This window comes from Paenibacillus sp. FSL R5-0378 (assembly GCF_038009285.1).
Taxonomy (GTDB): domain Bacteria; phylum Bacillota; class Bacilli; order Paenibacillales; family Paenibacillaceae; genus Paenibacillus_AQ; species Paenibacillus_AQ favisporus.
The window spans coordinates 4,409,514-4,424,342 of record NZ_JBBPAY010000001.1; the positions used below are offsets into that span (position 1 = coordinate 4,409,514).

A 14,829-nucleotide genomic window follows, 5' to 3' on the forward strand; every position below is an offset into this window, starting at 1 on the left:
TCCATAACAAATATGGAAAGCAAGGCGTTAAAAACAATCTTATTTATCCATAATTAGTATAGAAGAAAGGAAGGATTGATTATGAACGTACTGATTATCGGAGCCAATGGCCAGATTGGCCGGCATATTGTAAGAAAGCTGCAGGAATCCGACAAGCACAATGCCATCGCAATGGTACGAAGCGACGAGCAGAAAGCGGCATTTGAAGAGCAGGGCGTGCAAGCGGTGCTTGCTGACCTGGAAGGAAGTATCGATGAGATTGCCCGCGCTGCCGAGGGGGCGGATGCAGTCGTATTTACTGCAGGCTCGGGCGGCCATACAGGAGCCGATAAAACGATGATGATTGATTTGGATGGTGCAATCAAGTCGGTGGAGGCTGCCAAACAATCTGGGGTGCGCCGCTTCATCATGGTGAGCGCGATCGGGGTCCATCACCGCGAGCTTTGGATGGAGAGTGCGCCTTACTACAGCGCCGCGAAGCATTATGCGGATATTTGGCTTCAGCAGAGCGGCCTGGATTATACGATTGTTCGCCCAGGAGGGCTGATTAATGAACCCGGAACGGGGAAGGTCACCGCGGCGGTTGACTTGGATCGGGGGGAAATTCCCCGCGAAGATGTGGCTGAGGCTATACTAGCATCATTGGAAAATCCTCATACGATCGGTAAAGCTTTTGATATGATTAGTGGTGAAACCCCAATCCTGGAAGCGTTAAACGCGTTATAAACACACCGTAGAGACCGGAGGGGGATTTCTAGGTAAACCAGGTTACGGTAAGTACATCGTAATAAGATTGAAGCCGCTGAATAAGCGGCTTTTTGCCGCGATGTCCTACCCTGCCGCTCCGTTTCATCAGCGATCATTGGTTGCAAAGGTCGAAAGGATCAAGGAGGATAACCGATCGTTATCACGAAATAAGAAAGATTCCGAATTGTTTCCCGCCAATGTAAACCTAGTAGCAATATGCCGAGTAATTTGAAAAGGAGCGGAGGATCATATGCATCGTCATCCATCGTTTGATTTGCTGCTTCACGACGACGAAGAACTGGCAGAATATCTAGGCAGCCCGGTCTCACAACGGATCACCATTCATGAATGGCCGTTATCGTGTGTTCAGCGCATGGTTACGGAGCAGGGAGGCCGTTACATTTATAAAGTGCAGGCCCCGCCGACACTGGAAGCCAAATTTTATGCTTGTGCCCAATCTCCGCTCCTGGTACCGGTTCGCGTGATCGAAGCGAAGGACCATATGACGGCTATGCTCATGGAAGAAATCCAGGCGCCGCGGCTGAAGGACGTTCCTTTAAAAGATTCGGAGGCAGCCAGCATCGCCACTGATCTGATAGACATGATCTCACAGATCCATGGAGATTTGCCTGTCATGTTCGACATTAGTACGGAAGAAGGATGGGCCGCATATATCGAGGCTGCTCTTCATGATATTTCCGAATGTATTCACGAAGGAAGCTTCAAGGAAGTGGACATCGGCAAAGTCAACGAACTGCGCGAGTGGAGTCAAGCCCCGGCATTGCTTACCGAACTCCGTTCACCTTCAGGATATGTTCATGCAGACCTCAAAGCGGAAAATGTGCTGGTGACAAACGACGGGTACCGGGTCCTCGACTGGCAGCGCCCGATTCGGGGGCCGGTATCACTGGATGCTGCTGCTTTATTACATTCGCTGGGTATTGATCCTGTTCGTTACGTCCCGATCGGCATTATGCAAATCTATCATTTCCTGCATCTCGCATGGTATGCCCAAGCGGCCAGGAAATGGGTTCCTCAAGGGAAGCCGTGGTTCGACCGCCTTATTGCCGAAATTGCTCGCGACCTCGAGCTGAAGCAGATCTAACTTAGCAGCGACTAACCGCAATACAAAAACTACCGGCCTTCGGTACGAACATACCTCTATCCTGCTGATGAGGCTCGTCTCGACCGAAACGTTCCTGATACGTTAACTAAAAGACACCTCTTACATGCCATGGCATTTTAGAGGTGTCTTATTATGTTCATAACTACATTTTCAGCTCAGACGCCGATCTTTGACCTTTTGAAAAGGACAGCGTTCGCTTATTTTACAGCCGTATTCTTGAAAAAGTCGATGGGCGCCGTGCCTTCGGCTTTCCATACCGTGCCGCGCTGCTCGTACTGGAATAAGTTTTCTACAGCGTTAGCGATCTGCGGCCCCAACTCGCGTTCGACCAAATATAGAGCTACGTCCAATCCCGAAGTCACGCCTCCGCCGCTGACCAGGCGTGGTCCATCCTCAACAACTCTGGCCTCTACCGGGATTGCGCCCGCGGCACTTAACGCAGCCATGCCAATCGGATTGGTCACGGCATGCCGGTCTTTCAGCAGTCCATCCATCGCAAGCAATAAGGAACCTCCGCATACCGTTGCTACCGTCACTTCTTTATCGTTCATTGCCTGTTTGATCATGCTGGTTAAGGACGTTTGCTTCGCCTTCCAAAGAAGGTTCGGAATGGTATCAGGAGTATTTCCCGCCGGCTTGCCAGCAGCACCAGGCACCACAATAATTCCCGGTTGATGGGGGTCCAGCTTGGATTTCGCTTCCAGAGAGGGTCCACCCAGCCCGCTCGGAACAGAACGCTTGCCTTCTGCGGACACCAGTTCGACCGTCACTTTGTCACCGGAATACATACCCGCAGCGGTAAATACTTCATAGGGCGCCAAGGCGTCGAGCAAATCGAATCCATCGAACAGCACGACTTGAACATGAAGGTTATCCTTCCTGTTTTGATTGTCTGGTGCAGCATTTGCACTTGCGGCGGGGACAGCCAGACTGAGTGCCAATGCCAATGACAAAAATAATGCAAACATCTTTCTCATTTCTGAATCTTCCTTTCTCTTCGCACCAAGCCAAGGTAATATAGCTCATGCGTTTTTTATTCGCAGTAGAATCATATCAAGCGAATATCACAAACGGCGTTCTATAAAAGTCACAAAAGGATCAACAACTCCTCACAATACATCGAACCGTGAATATATGAAAATGTTGACTCCAAAACGAGAACAATCCTTAACCCATCGCACTAAAGCAAACTCTATAATAAAACTTGTCATAAACAATCTTAAGCCTTGGACGGTTAAAGCACAGGAGATTTATTTTACAGAATGTTTTTTGCGCGGATGAAGGAGGCGTTAAACATGAGAATAAGACGCAGGCATTTCAGAGCAGCAGTCCTTGTGTCCATTGTGGCAGCCGTTCTTACGGGGTGTGCTAAAGGGACGGAACCAGCAGCGGCCGCGCTGTCTTCGGCTGATATCCCTATTCAGCCGCAGCAGGGAAAGGAGCTCATTTGGAACGGGAATATCCCGTATGATCTCCCGGTCATCGATTTCGTCGATTCCATAAACGGATTTGCGGTCAAAGAGCGTACTGACGCTCAACTAAGGCTGCTGTCCACCCAGGACGGCGGGACACAGTGGCAGGAACAGAATTTGCCTGGGAAGTATATACGCAGCCTGGATTTTATCAATGCCAAAACCGGGTATGCTTTGGTCGAAGACAACTGTTCCAGCAGCGCAGGACAGCTGCAGTGCAAACAGATCCGTCTGTTGAAAACCGGAGACGGCGGCCGCAGCTGGATTACAAAATGGAAGTCCGAATCCCAAGAGGAGCACAGCCAAGGCAATCCCGTTCTGCGGAAATTGTCGTTCGTAAATGAGGAAAGCGGGGCGATGCTCGTAAACGGCCGCCTGCTTCTCACACAGGATGGGGGAAATCATTTTCAAACGGCTGTGTTTGGAATTCAGGACTTCAAACCGATCAGCACAAGCTTTCCAAAAGCCGGCACCGGCTATGTGGTCGGTACGGTCGGCAAGGATGATACCAAGCTTGCTGTTGTAAAGACTAATAATGGTGGGCGGACATGGTCCAAGCAGCTGGATCTCTCTGCGAAGGATTCGCCTTTGTCCGCCTTTCAAATCCAGTTTGCGAGTGAAAATACCGGATGGCTGCTGACAAATGAGAAGGGGATGCTGAGCGGGGACGTTTACCGTACTGTTGACGGTGGTAAGCATTGGACTAAAATGAGCACACAGCGGACGGGTCGTCCTTATGTAAACGGTATTCAGCTGATCGACGGGAAATCCGGCGTAATTTCGCTGCACCCGGGCGCGGGACCGATCGAAGGAGGCATTTGGCTGACGAAGGACGGCGGCCGCAGCTTTACCCGTGTGAGCAAGGCGGTGGCAGTAAATCAGGTACAGATGGTGTCCGCTAAGGTAATATGGGCCGCCGTCGACGGGATGAACGGCTCCGATTTTCTCATTCACTCGACTGACGGGGGAATAAGCTGGCAAGAGTCTTATCCGATATCCGAGCCGTTTGGCAGTCCGACGGAGGACATGGCTTTTATCAATCGTCAACACGGATTTGGCATCGGGACCCAGCTGGACAGCGGTAAGGTCCTGAAAACGATCGACGGAGGGGCGAGCTGGAAGATCATCGCTTCCCTGGATTCTTATATCCGGCTCGAGAAAATCAGCTTTGTCAGTGAGAAAGAAGGCTTCATGATGGCTTTCCGGGATAAAGACCCCCAGCATGTTTTATTGAAAACCCAGGACGGCGGGCTCACCTGGCATGAAGTTTTCAGCGAATCGCTGAACAAGCTGGGGATATCCGACGTTTCAGCCTTCCGGTTTTTTGACACAAATCATGGCGTCTTGTTCGCCACAGGAGAAGGGAAGACTATTTATCGCACTTCGGATGGCGGAAAGACCTGGGGCAAAACGCTGGTGAGCAAAGAAATTAGTGAAATGCAAGTCTCCTTGACCTCCTATACCAGTGGATGGCTGCTGAAGCAGACGGACACCAAGGGAAGTCTTGAGCTCATTCGGTTCGGTGCGGACCATCCGGAGGAGACGGTATTGACGCTGGACAAGGACTGGTATCCGGATGCGGTCTATTTTAGCGATGAAACGCACGGGTATATGCTTTTTGAAGATTTCGAAGCCACAGACGGTGTGATCACGCGGCTCTTGATGACTGCTGACGGGGGCCGCACCTGGACGGATCATCCTTTTCCCGCAGATGCCGAGATGGTAGACGTCCGATCGATTGGCTTTTCCGATCCGCAGCATGGCTGGATTCAGTTCCTGCAGGGAACTGCCGTAACGGCTGATGGCGGGCTGAGCTGGTCCGTTCAGCAGTGATCATCGACTCGGCTAGCCGGAAATCGGAGAAGCTGAAAACATGTGCCCATTTGCTGCCGCCAAAAGGCGGCTTTTTTTAATCCTTCGCTTGAACTAAAATCTAATTAAATGTAAGTAAGAAGAAAGGGGGACTGGTGCATGAAAGCATTGCCGACCATTCCACTAGACAGGCTGCTGTTACGTCCTTTTTGCCTAGACGATGCCAAGGCTGTTCAGGAATTAGCCGGGGATCCCTACATCGCTGACATGACGTTATATATTCCTCATCCCTATGAAGATGGCATAGCGGAGAATTGGATTGCATCCCACCAAGATCAGTTTGAGCAGGGACGATCCCTCGAGCTGGCTATCGTACATAAGGAAGGACAATATGTGATCGGTGCCATCTGCATCGCATTCCATCAGCCATTTGACCATGGCGAACTTGCTTATTGGATCGGGAAGCCCTATAGCAATCATGGTTATTGTACCGAAGCCGCAAAGGGAATCGTTCGGTACGCCTTTGAAGAAATGAGGTTAAACCGCGTATTTGCGCGTCATTTTGGCAGGAATCCCGCCTCGGGTAAAGTGATGGCTAAGGTGGGGATGAAATATGAAGGCACGTTACGACAGCATGCTAAAAAGCAGGGGGAATACGAGGATCTTGTGTATTATGGACTGTTGAAAGAGGAATATCTTTCGATGAAATGACCGGCAGCGGGTCACATGCTGCATGATCGGCTGCCGGAAAGTACTAATTAAAGAACGGATTGTATCGCGCAAAGTTGAATTCGCAAACGGCTACCTGCTGACTGCACGCCATGCATCCAGCTGTCTCTGCACTTCTTTTCGCACGTCTTCAATACCTGCCTGCTTCAGTTCATGATTAAACTTGGGGAGGATCGCTTCCACATCGACGGAGCCCGTCATTAGGCTGGGGTAGTATTTCTGCCAGACCATCTCGATGTTATCGGTTTGAGCCGTCATTTTGCTAAGATCCGGCGTAAATCCGAGCACGGCCGACTTGACGACTCCAGCGTTATATTGACGGAACTGCTCCCATTTATCGAGGGGATCCGGGTAGTCGCCGCCCATCGTATTCAGGATAAACCAATTTCCCTGAGTATACTGTACTCCAGCATAACGGGACGAGCCATCGGCTCCATCCTTATCTTTTGAGGAGATGGGGACAACCTGCCCTTTGGCATCAAGCGTGTAGTGCACGCCCTCAATACCGTAATTAAATAAGTTCCGTATTTCCGGATCCGTGTTCAGCAGATTCAAAAACTTGATGCTCTCGGCGGGATGCTTGGTGTTGGCATTGACCCCCATAATTCCTCCCCGGACCGATTCCGTGGTGACAACGCTCGGCGTGACGGGATTCGCCACAACCTTGTAGCCGCGGTCCTTGCTCCAGGTCGTCTCCGAAAGGGGACCGCCGCCGGAGGATTTCCAGAATACTTTGGCGCCCCGCTTCAAGCCTCCGGGTTCCCGCAGCGCGGCGTCCTTGTTAATGAAGCCTTCCTTGTAATAACGTCGCAGCGTATCCAGAATCCGCCGCGCTTCCTTGGTTTCAAATATATTGACCACCTTAGCGTTCGGGTCGAGCGATTTGATCATTAATGGAATTTTGTTGTTCATGATGTACTCATAACCGTCGAGTGCGAAGAAATTGTGCGAATCCCGATCGAGCTCCATCGGTACGTAATCCGGTTCTTTCTGTTGAATCATCCGGAGAACAGGCTCAAGTGATTGCAGCGTATCGTACTTGGAAATATCGATATGGTACTTATCCACGATGGAAGCAGGGTACATCCACTGATCGCGCACCGCCAGCTCTTTATTGGTCGGAATGCCGTATATACCGCCGTCATTCATGCGTACGCCCTGCCAAAAGATCGGATCAACCTCGTCGTACATCTCCTTGCCCAGTCCCTGAAGGTAGTCATCCAGCCTCAGCCAGGCACCGCGCATCGCCGTGGGGGCGTAATCGGGAACAAAGGCGATGTCGAATGGACTGCCGGCGGATATGAGCGTGTGCAGCCGATCTTCATATTCCTGCCAACCGACCTTGATGTACGTGACGGTGACGCCGATTTTGGGTGCCATGATTTCGTTAATCTTATCGTTGACGAGCTGCAAATCCTTATCAGGTTCTCCAATTGTATAATAAATCAGATTGACCGGTGCGCCGTCATCGGAGTCGCTATTTTGGCCGGACTGACGAAAGCAGCCTGTCGATGATATGAGCAGCAATATCAGAGAGAGGGTCATTAAGAGCGGCTTGCGTCTATCATTCATGACCACCAGCAGCCTCCTTTCCGAAAAGTACGCAGCTTAAGCTTTTCCACGGAGCTCGGAAGGAGACTTTCCGAAAAAGCTATGAAAGTGCGTATAGAAATAATTGAGATTGTTGTAGCCGACGGAAAACGCGATATAAGATATTTTCTCTTCGGTTGAACGGATTCGGTCTTCTGCGAGCAGCATCCGGTATGCCATGAGGTATTCCGAAAACTTCATACCGGTTTCTTTAAGAAACAGCTGTCCCAGGTAAGTACTGTTCATTTGGAAGCGCTCCGCTACGGATTTTAACGTTATGTTCTGGGCGTATTCCATCTTGATCATCAGCAAAATGCGGTTGACGAGCTTGGAAAGGTGCTCATATTGAACCCCTAATACGGGATCCCTGTTCAGGTTCTCGCTGTTCCTATCGCCGATCGTACCGTTAAGATCCTCGACAATGATTTTCTCAATGACTTGCTGCAGCTTGGTGCGCTCCACCGGTTTGAGCAGATAGTCTTTGACACCGCAGCGGATGGCTTCCTGAGCATATTTGAATTCACTATAGCCGCTCATTATAATGTATTTCGTCGGGATCTTAAATTCGTTAAGCCTGCTGATGGTCTCATACCCGAGTGTCTTGCCAATGCAGACATCAAAGATGGCCACGTCCGGCTGCAGGTCAACCACTTTGGTCATGGCTTCCTCAGTCGTTTCACACGTTTCAATGCGGCCAAACCCGTATTGGTTCCAGTCCAGTATCCGTTTCATGCCCTCCAAAATTTGAGGCTCGTCATCCACAATCATCAACTTGTACATGTTCAATCACCTCTTTTTGATATCCGTACCGTTATCTTGACCCCGGCTTCCTCGTTATTCGCGATTTCAATCGTACAGCCGACCCCATAGAAGAAATGCAGCCGCGTATATACGTTGCGGAGCCCGATACTTCCGGAGGAAGCGTCATCCTGGTTAAACAGCGTGCGCCGAACGGTATTTAAACGCTCCGCCGGGATTCCCTGCCCGTTATCCACAAATTCAAGCACATAACCGTCATCGGCTTCCCAGCCATTAACGACATACAAATTAAACTCATGACCGGCATCGAAGCCGTGGATGAAGAAATTTTCCGCGAGCGGCTGCATCCAAAATTTAACGGTCGGGATCGAGAGGAGGGCCGGTTCGACATTGACCTGATAATAAAAACGTCCCGGATACTTAAACTCCATAATCTCCAAGTATTTCTGCAGCAGTTCCAGTTCGCTGGCAATCGAAATGATATTTTCCTTCTTCACGATTTCGCGGTAGAGCGTCCCTAAAGTCGCAATGGCATCGGCGGTATCTGTGTCCCGGTTGACCAGCGCAGTAGAGCGGATCACCTCCAGCGTATTGTACAGGAAGTGCGGATTAATCTGGTTCTGAAGCGCTTTCATTTCGGTTTCCTGCTGCTTTATTTTCAGCAAATATTCATTGCGGATGTACTTATCCAGCTGCTGTATCATATCATCCAACTCACGGGCGATCATTCCGTATTCGTTTCTCCGGTACCGGGCCGGGCGGCTCGTCGTAAAATTGGCCGTTTTGACACGTCCGATCGACTGGATAATGCGGTGAAGGAAGAGGGCATCATCCCGTAAATTGTAGACAATGAGAAGCAGTACGCTGACCATCGCGGCCAGCACAATCAGGAAGAGGGTGATCAGCATCCCGGCATGCTGACGAATCAGCGTGGACAAATCGATGATGCTGACGAATTTGAAATTAAACTTGGTGGAGGCGAAGGTGACATAAAATATCGGCTTCAGCATTCCCCTTGAAATAATACCGTGTGTGCGTCCATTTGCCGCAGCCAGGCGGGACATCTGCTCCAAATCTTCGCCGTGTCCGCCGATCAGGTAGATATCGCCGGCAGCACTGACGGCCGCAGCTTCGCCAACCCGGAAATTTTGGACCGATCTGAAAACCTGCTCACTGCTGACCAAAAAGCGCAACTCTCCGAATTCCTGAGAGCCCAGCGTAGGATTCGACAGTTTCTTGCGGTATACGAAGCCTTTCGTAATCGTGTCATGAAAAGCCTCATCTTTATTCGGAAGTCCGAACGTATAACTGGCGATACCGTTATCGTTAAAGCGTACTACATTGCCGTATTCGCCGGTGTGCAGGCTGATCTGCGTAATCTCGCCCTGCGCCCAGCTGTATAAGTAGGTCTTAAGATCTTCGGGAAAGGAAACCAGCGGCTGCGAGTAGATGCTGTGATCCAGCCTGCTGGTCAAGTAACCTTCAGCGCTGCTGCTCGCAAAGCTTCTGGCATCGTCGAGCAATCCCGGATTGGAGTAAATCCGCTGCATGTAAGCCTCGATACGGTCGGCGTCATACTGCAGTTCATTCTCCACGCGCGAGAATGCGTTCGCCGCCTCGATCCGGGCATTGCCGACCCATTGGTTGAGCAGCATGGCACAGGTCAGTGTGCCCAGCGTGAGTCCGATGCTCACGACGAAGATGACATAGGCGATAAACTTGTGGCGGTAAATTTTGATTTGCAAAAAAGAGCCCATAATACACCTCGATTGACAGCAACTCGTCGAAAGCATGAATGCTAATCCCAATGTACCACGATTAGTGCAAAGGTACCACGATTAGTACGAAACTTCATCGATGGGAAGGAAAAAGCATCCCTTAAGAGAGTCTCATTAAGGGATGCGCTTCCATTTCTTTTACTTGAAGTAGTTATCGATTTGCTCTTGAGCCGCTTTCATAATCGTGTCCATGCCGGCCGACTTCAGTTCAGCGGTAATCTTCGGCACCATTTTCTCCGGATCGGATGCGCCGGTAATAAGCTCATACTTGTATTTGTCCCATACGGCTTGGCAGTTCGCTACTTCGGTCTGCAGATTGCTGATGTCCAGCGCGAAGCCAAGGATCGTGGAGGAGGAGGCCGCTTCGTTCAACTTTTTAACTTGTTCCCATTGATCTTCCGGAGCGCCTTTCGTCACCGCCAGATTAAAGAACGTGCCTTGGGTGTAAGCAGCCAGCGGCCAAGTATCGGTTGTACGCTCGATGACCTTTTCGCCGTCGACGTTCTTGTAGTCTACGCCCAGCTCGCCAAAGGCCAGCATGTTGCGCAGCTTCGGATCGGTGTTGACCAGTTCAAGGTACTTCAATGCTTCCTTCTGATATTTCGAATTCGCCGAAATCGCGTTCAAAGAACCTTGAATCGTACTCGTGGTGTAGATCGGTCCGTAATGCTGAACCATGTCGTATTTCTGGACGTTATCATTGATCTGCCAGCTGATTTCGGCGCCAGGGAAGGCTTGTGCCGCAAAGAAAGGTCTGCCTTTATCAGCTTCGGTTTTGGTCGGAGCATCCGGATTGATGATGCCGTCTTGATACCATTGATGCAAAAGCTTCAGATTAGCCATAACGTCAGGCTGTTCCAGAACGGAAACGACCTTGCGCGATGCATCGTCCGCTTTCACGCCGATCGGAGGGAAGCCCAACGTTAAATCGTCATAATCGTTAAAGAATCCGTTCAGGCCTTCACCTTGGGTCATCGGCAGCGGGTAGAAGCTTTTACCTTCCCCGGCCTTCATATCGTGAAGCGGCTTATCCAGATCCTGCAGCGTCTTGATGTTGTTGATGTCGATATTGTACTTCTGCACATACTTGTCATCGAATACCCAATACTGCGTCAACGCGGAATCTTTATAGGTCGGTACGGAATAATATTTTCCGCCGATTTTGGTGCCGTCCCATACGTTTTGCGGAATCAGTTTGTACAGGTCAGGCGTTTCGCTTTGTACCAGATCGGTAATATCGGCAAAAGCGCCCATCGCAACCTGCTTGCTGTACTTTCCGCTGTTCGTGAACATGATGTCGAAAGGCTCGCCGGTATTGACGATGGTGTTCATCTTCGTATCCCATTCGCCCCAGCTGGCGACCTTGATGTCCACTTTCACGCCGATCTTTTCGGCCGTGTAGGCATTCATGGCGTCAACCGCCTTACTGAAGTTGCTCGGCACCTGGCCGCCGATCGTCCACCAGACCAGCGTCGGAACATCCTTGGTCGTTGTCGAAGTTTCCTTCGTCGGCTCCTTGGTTGTTTCCGATCCATCGGCTGTAGAAGAAGGCTTCGAACCGCCGCAGGCCGCCAGAGCTGTGGCCAACAGGGTCAGCAAACAGAGCGTCGAGATGAATCTGAAAGATCTTTTCATTCCAAATCCCCCTTATAGATGTTGAATCACCGTGATTAGCAGTGATTTATCATAAACCAAGATGTCTTGGCTTATTTCGTCATTATCCTTTAACGGCACCGACCGTAAGCCCGGAGATAAAATACTTCTGGAAGAACGGGTAGGCGCAGGCTACAGGCAAAACGATGAGGATCGCAACAGCCATCCGCGCGGATTCCTTCGGCATCGTCGCAACAAGTACGGCGTAGCTGACGCCCATGCTTGCGGCATTCTTTGCCAGGGCATCGACATTGCTCATCAGGCTGTTGAGCAGGGCCTGCAGCGAGTACAGGTTCTGGTTATCGATATACAGCATCGATTGAAACCAGTCGTTCCAGTAGGCGAAGCAGAGAAACAATCCAATCGTCGCGATCACAGGCAGCGAGATCGGGAGGACGATAGAGAAGAAGATCCGCAGCTGGCTCGCGCCATCGATTTCCGCGGATTCGATGAGTCCGTCGGGAATCGTGCTTTTGAAAAACGTTTTGCAGATGATCACGTTAAACGAGGAGACGGCCAGCGGCAGAATCAGAGCCCAGATGCTGTCTTTCAGACCCAATAAATTCGTATTGATAAAGTAGCTGGACACCAAACCGCCGTTGAACACCATCGGAATGAATACGATCCAGGTCAGAAACCCCTTCAGCTTGTAGTTGGGGCGGGAAATGACGTAACCCATGGATGCGGTCAGCAGGACGCCGAGCACGGTCCCTATCACAGTGACAAGAACCGACACACCGAGCGCCCTCAAAATCGTCGTCCCCTGTTTGGCGATATAGGCGTATGCATCACCCGATAGTACGGTCGGCAGTAAATGATATCCCGTCTCACGGATCGAGTCTTCACTGGAAAATGAGATGGACAGAACCACAACGACAGGAATGACACAGATCAGCGCCAAGACGATAAATATCAGATGGAAAATGACGTCGACGACTCTGTGGGTACGATTAAATTTCTCCAGGCCCGTATCGTAAGCCGTTCTTGTTGACATCGACCCTACCTCCTTACATCATTGCGCTTTCCGGATCGATTTTGCGGACAATCCAGTTAGCGATCAGAATGGTGGCACAGCCCAGGACGGACTGCACGAATGCAGCAGCGGAGGCCATCCCGACAGTAGCGGTTTTCAGCTGCTTGTATACCATGACATCGATGGTCGTAGACACGTTGAACAAGGAATTGGAGTCCCGCGTGACCTGGTAGAACAAGCCGAAATCGGTGTAGAAAATGCGCCCGACCGCCAAGATGAACATCATGACGATGACCAGCTTCAGCATCGGCAGCGTAATAAATCTCGTCTGCTGCCAGATCGAGGCGCCATCGATAACCGCGGCTTCGTAATACGTGCTGTCAATGCTCGTGATGGTGGCCAAGTAGATAATCATTCCGTAGCCAAGGCCTTTCCAGACGTTTAAGAGAATCAGGAAGAACGGCCAGTATTTCGGTTCCATGTACCAGTTCACCGGATCGCTGCCCATACTGACGAGCATTTGGTTGACGATCCCCTTATCGAAGCTTAGGAAAGCCCAGCCTACGGCGGATACGACTACCCAAGATAAAAAATAGGGAAGGAACATCATCGTTTGATAGATTTTGCTGGCCTTCCGGCTGTGCAGCAGTCCTACCATAATGGCGAATAGAACAGGGAGGACGATGCCTAGAACGATAAAGATCAGGTTGTATCCAATCGTGTTGCGGATAATGATCCAAGCATCGTTCGATTTGAACAGGAACTCGAAGTTTTTGAAGCCGATCCACGGGCTGTTGAACACATTGCTCAGGAATCCGCCGCTAATTCTAAAATTTTTAAAGGCGATAATGATCCCAAACATAGGCAGAAAGCAGAAGAGGATATACCATATGGTCGTCGGCAAGGCGAGCAGGGTCAGTTCTGTATCCTGCTTGTGCCAACGCGGACGTAAGCGCTTACGTTTGTGGCTTTGCTCGGCTTTTGAACTCATGTTAGTCACTCCTTCCGGTGGTTTCTCTATTGCAGCTTGCGCTTCGTAAATTCATTGTATAAAAGGAAGATTCCATGCTTCCAGATAACAAACTTGATACTATAGTCAAAAAACGTTAGGTGACTATGATTTTTTTGTCGAAATAAACGTATAAAGGCACCCGGTTTCTACGACCGGATGCCTTTTTTTAAATAGTGAATTAAGAATCTTATTTGAATGATAATCGATGGGATCATCTTAAAAAGCGTTAGCCGAACATCTTCTAACCGTCCAACAAATTAGACACGAACCAGGGCTTGATGACCGGAAGAACGGTCTCCGGGTGCATGGCTTTGGTATGGTCCATCCCATCTCCCTTTAAGATACGAACGTCCCAGCCCATTTCTTCTAAAGCTTGTTGGTTTCGCTGCAATATCCCGGCAATGTCCACAGTGACGCCGCCGAAGTTTTCCCCATACACGATCGTATCTTTCTCTCCGGCAAAAGCCAGCTTCGGAACGGCCGGGTTCAGACTCACCGCCCGATCGTCAAAATCCATCAAATGCTGGTATAGCGTCATAAACTGTTTGGTCTGATTCGTGTCGATCTTGACCTGAACCTGGTCCCAATCCACCTTTTCCGGACTGCTCGAATCCTGCCAATCTTTCATTATAGGGGTATATTGATTGCGTACAGCTTGTTCATAAGTGCTGCGGGTCACCACCATCATTTCTTTATAGGGCCCGTCCAATGGCGGAAATCCGCCCATGATCAAGCTCTCCAGCCGCTCCGTACGGATAGCCAGCTGCAGACCGACCAGCGCCAGCCAGGAGTAACCATAATAGCTAAAATGGAGGACATTCATGTCGTTGGCGATGAACAGCAGATCTTCTACGATCTGGTCTGGTGTCAGATGGTCGGGATTGGGGTGCTTCATGCGATGGCCTTCATAGTCAAAGTACAAGACTTGGAACATATCAGCCAGTCCCTCGACGAAATGCTGTCCGGATTCGGGGTCGACCCCCCACAGCTTCAGGCTTTCAGCTTCTTGGCCGTACACGGATTCTTTGGCGACAGGCAGTATGATTGTTTTGCCTCTGGATCGTCCTGCCAAACCAACTTTGATTTCGGATGAATCCTTGAGCCTGATGACTTTTTCCATTTATTTCACTCCCCAATGGTTTATACAGTCATCATATAACATTCATGCAATCTTTCGG

The 14,829-nt window shown here is 50.2% G+C and carries 12 protein-coding genes; 4 read left to right on the forward strand and 8 right to left on the reverse strand.

What is annotated here, in order from left to right:
- Positions 1–81 precede the first annotated feature (81 nt).
- Together MKY74_RS20450 and MKY74_RS20455 are read left to right on the forward strand one after the other, a co-directional pair.
- Complete coding sequence (locus MKY74_RS20450; RefSeq protein WP_076165576.1) at positions 82–726, forward strand: SDR family oxidoreductase; 645 nt, start codon at positions 82–84, stop codon at positions 724–726.
- 271 nt (positions 727–997) lie between these two features.
- Positions 998–1,852, forward strand: coding sequence for a phosphotransferase (locus tag MKY74_RS20455; RefSeq protein ID WP_076165575.1), 855 nt, complete (start codon positions 998–1,000; stop codon positions 1,850–1,852).
- A 218-nt stretch (positions 1,853–2,070) separates the two neighbouring features.
- On the opposite strand, the gene MKY74_RS20460 is transcribed toward MKY74_RS20455, so the two are convergent.
- The gene (locus MKY74_RS20460; RefSeq protein ID WP_076165573.1) at positions 2,071–2,850 is read right to left on the reverse strand and encodes a DJ-1/PfpI family protein; all 780 of its coding nucleotides are present in this window, start codon (positions 2,848–2,850) and stop codon (positions 2,071–2,073) included.
- A 318-nt stretch (positions 2,851–3,168) separates the two neighbouring features.
- Between MKY74_RS20460 and MKY74_RS20465 the strand changes: the two genes are divergently transcribed.
- Both MKY74_RS20465 and MKY74_RS20470 read left to right on the forward strand, forming a co-directional pair.
- The gene (locus MKY74_RS20465) at positions 3,169–5,178 is read left to right on the forward strand and encodes a WD40/YVTN/BNR-like repeat-containing protein (protein ID WP_167372819.1); all 2,010 of its coding nucleotides are present in this window, start codon (positions 3,169–3,171) and stop codon (positions 5,176–5,178) included.
- A 138-nt stretch (positions 5,179–5,316) separates the two neighbouring features.
- A complete protein-coding gene (locus MKY74_RS20470) occupies positions 5,317–5,868 on the forward strand; it encodes a GNAT family N-acetyltransferase (protein WP_076165569.1) in 552 nt (183 codons plus the stop codon).
- A 90-nt stretch (positions 5,869–5,958) separates the two neighbouring features.
- Here MKY74_RS20470 and MKY74_RS20475 read toward each other — a convergent pair whose 3' ends face one another.
- The 7 genes from MKY74_RS20475 to MKY74_RS20505 form a co-directional block, all read right to left on the reverse strand.
- Positions 5,959–7,458, reverse strand: coding sequence for an ABC transporter substrate-binding protein (locus tag MKY74_RS20475; RefSeq protein WP_144025333.1), 1,500 nt, complete (start codon positions 7,456–7,458; stop codon positions 5,959–5,961).
- Positions 7,459–7,494: 36 nt separating this feature from the next.
- Positions 7,495–8,256 (reverse strand): response regulator transcription factor, encoded by a 762-nt coding sequence (locus tag MKY74_RS20480; RefSeq protein WP_076165565.1) that lies wholly within the window; start codon positions 8,254–8,256, stop codon positions 7,495–7,497.
- 2 nt (positions 8,257–8,258) lie between these two features.
- Positions 8,259–9,992, reverse strand: a complete 1,734-nt coding sequence (locus tag MKY74_RS20485; RefSeq protein ID WP_144025332.1) for a sensor histidine kinase — start codon at positions 9,990–9,992, stop codon at positions 8,259–8,261.
- Positions 9,993–10,151: 159 nt separating this feature from the next.
- Positions 10,152–11,648, reverse strand: a complete 1,497-nt coding sequence (locus MKY74_RS20490; RefSeq protein ID WP_076165563.1) for an ABC transporter substrate-binding protein — start codon at positions 11,646–11,648, stop codon at positions 10,152–10,154.
- Between the two features lie 82 nt (positions 11,649–11,730).
- Complete coding sequence (locus MKY74_RS20495; protein WP_076165561.1) at positions 11,731–12,660, reverse strand: carbohydrate ABC transporter permease; 930 nt, start codon at positions 12,658–12,660, stop codon at positions 11,731–11,733.
- A 13-nt stretch (positions 12,661–12,673) separates the two neighbouring features.
- Complete coding sequence (locus MKY74_RS20500; protein ID WP_076165559.1) at positions 12,674–13,630, reverse strand: ABC transporter permease; 957 nt, start codon at positions 13,628–13,630, stop codon at positions 12,674–12,676.
- Positions 13,631–13,892: 262 nt separating this feature from the next.
- The gene (locus MKY74_RS20505) at positions 13,893–14,771 is read right to left on the reverse strand and encodes an alpha/beta fold hydrolase (RefSeq protein WP_076165557.1); all 879 of its coding nucleotides are present in this window, start codon (positions 14,769–14,771) and stop codon (positions 13,893–13,895) included.
- Positions 14,772–14,829: the final 58 nt, after the last annotated feature.

Bases quoted from the DNA above. Each gene is read 5' to 3' on its own strand.
- MKY74_RS20500 (WP_076165559.1), bottom strand. From the start codon at position 13,630: ATGAGTTCAAAAGCCGAGCAAAGCCACAAACGTAAGCGCTTACGTCCG.
- MKY74_RS20470 (WP_076165569.1), top strand. From the start codon at position 5,317: ATGAAAGCATTGCCGACCATTCCACTAGACAGGCTGCTGTTACGTCCT.
- MKY74_RS20480 (WP_076165565.1), bottom strand. From the start codon at position 8,256: ATGTACAAGTTGATGATTGTGGATGACGAGCCTCAAATTTTGGAGGGC.
- MKY74_RS20460 (WP_076165573.1), bottom strand. From the start codon at position 2,850: ATGAGAAAGATGTTTGCATTATTTTTGTCATTGGCATTGGCACTCAGT.
- MKY74_RS20450 (WP_076165576.1), top strand. From the start codon at position 82: ATGAACGTACTGATTATCGGAGCCAATGGCCAGATTGGCCGGCATATT.
- MKY74_RS20465 (WP_167372819.1), top strand. From the start codon at position 3,169: ATGAGAATAAGACGCAGGCATTTCAGAGCAGCAGTCCTTGTGTCCATT.
- MKY74_RS20495 (WP_076165561.1), bottom strand. From the start codon at position 12,660: ATGTCAACAAGAACGGCTTACGATACGGGCCTGGAGAAATTTAATCGT.
- MKY74_RS20485 (WP_144025332.1), bottom strand. From the start codon at position 9,992: ATGGGCTCTTTTTTGCAAATCAAAATTTACCGCCACAAGTTTATCGCC.
- MKY74_RS20455 (WP_076165575.1), top strand. From the start codon at position 998: ATGCATCGTCATCCATCGTTTGATTTGCTGCTTCACGACGACGAAGAA.
- MKY74_RS20490 (WP_076165563.1), bottom strand. From the start codon at position 11,648: ATGAAAAGATCTTTCAGATTCATCTCGACGCTCTGTTTGCTGACCCTG.
- MKY74_RS20475 (WP_144025333.1), bottom strand. From the start codon at position 7,458: ATGAATGATAGACGCAAGCCGCTCTTAATGACCCTCTCTCTGATATTG.
- MKY74_RS20505 (WP_076165557.1), bottom strand. From the start codon at position 14,771: ATGGAAAAAGTCATCAGGCTCAAGGATTCATCCGAAATCAAAGTTGGT.